1 protein-coding gene is annotated in these 1484 nt (G+C 64.1%); it reads right to left on the bottom strand.

The features are described from left to right. Positions 1-1484: amino acid adenylation domain-containing protein (locus tag ACIPUG_RS21385; RefSeq protein ID WP_400340116.1), on the bottom strand; the 1484-nt coding region annotated here is incomplete at both ends.

Below are 1484 nucleotides of genomic sequence, written 5' to 3'. Positions count from 1 at the left end.
GTGAGCGGCAGGGCGTCGAGCGTGACAAAGGCGGACGGGATCATGTAGTCCGCCAGCGAGGCGGCAAGCTGCTGGCGCAACGCCACTGGATGCAGTTCAGCATCAGATCGTGCGCAGAGATAGGCTACCAGACGCGTATCGCCGGGGGGGGCTTCACGGGCGATCACCACGGCGTCCTGTACCCCCGGACAGCGCAGGAGGCGGGACTCGATTTCCCCCGCTTCGATACGGAAACCGCGTACCTTGATCTGGAAGTCGTTACGGCCGAGGTAGTCAATGCGGCCGTCGGGCTGCCAGCGGGCCAGATCGCCGGTCTTGTAGAGCCGGGTTGCCGGGTCGGCAGAGAAAGGATCGGCAATAAAGCGGTCGGCGGTGAGGTCGGGACGGTGGAGGTAGCCGCGGGCGACGCCGGCTCCGCCGATATGGAGTTCACCGGTGACGCCAATCGGGACGGGCTGGCCCTGCGCATCCAGAATGTAGAGGCGGGTATTGGCGAGCGGTTTGCCGATGGTCGGCAACGGCTGCGTATGGTCGACCACACAGGCGGTGGCATCAACGGTACATTCGGTCGGGCCGTAAACGTTGATAAAGCGGGTGTCGGAAAGCGCCTGCAGGCGCGACCAGACCTCAGGAGAAATGGCTTCCCCGCCGATAAGGACCTGCGCGGGCTGGTAGGCCGGGTCGGTGCCCAGTCCGGCGTCGAGCAGCCACTGCAACTGCACCGGGGTGCAGTCAAACAGGTTGACGGCGTGGCGGGCGAAATAGCGCCAGAGCTGATGAGCATCGGCGCGGATAGCGTCGGGCACCAGCACCAGCGTGTGGCCGGACAGCAGCTGTATCCAGTTCTTCACCGAGGCATCGAACACGATACTGGCGTTGAGGGCAATGCGGCTGGGGTGCTCGAGCGCCAGCAACGTTTTCAGGCCGGTGGCGAGGTGAAGCACGTTCCGGTGGGCGACCATGACCCCTTTGGGCTTGCCAGTGGAGCCGGAGGTGTAAATCACATAGGCCAGATGGGTCGCGTTCAGCCCCTGTACCACGGGGTTAGTGTCCGGGTAGTCACTGGAGGCAGGCGTATCCAGCAGTACGGTGGGCAGCGTGCTGCTGAGTGGTGCCACTTGTGCGGATTGGGTCAGCAGAGCGACCGGGGCGGCATCGTCGAGCATATAGGCAAGGCGCTCCGCCGGGTAGGCGGGGTCCATCGGGACGTAGGCGGCCCCGGCTTTGAGGATACCGAGCAGGCCAACCATCATCTCCAGGCTGCGCTCGACGCAGAGGGCGACGCGGTCATCGGGTTTGACACCGAGCGAAAGCAGGTGGTGGGCGAGCTGGTTGGCACGGCGATTGAGTTCGCGGTAGGTGAGATGCTGGCCTTCAAACAGCACGGCGATAGCCTCGGGTGCCTGTTCAGCCTGTACTTCAAACTGTTGCTGAATTAGCGTCTCACGCGGGAAGTCGGCCTCGGTGGCGTTAAAATCGACCAG

This window comes from Pectobacterium sp. CHL-2024 (genome assembly GCF_044751765.1).
Taxonomy (GTDB): domain Bacteria; phylum Pseudomonadota; class Gammaproteobacteria; order Enterobacterales; family Enterobacteriaceae; genus Pectobacterium; species Pectobacterium brasiliense.
This window is presented reverse-complemented; position numbering and strand designations above follow the sequence as displayed.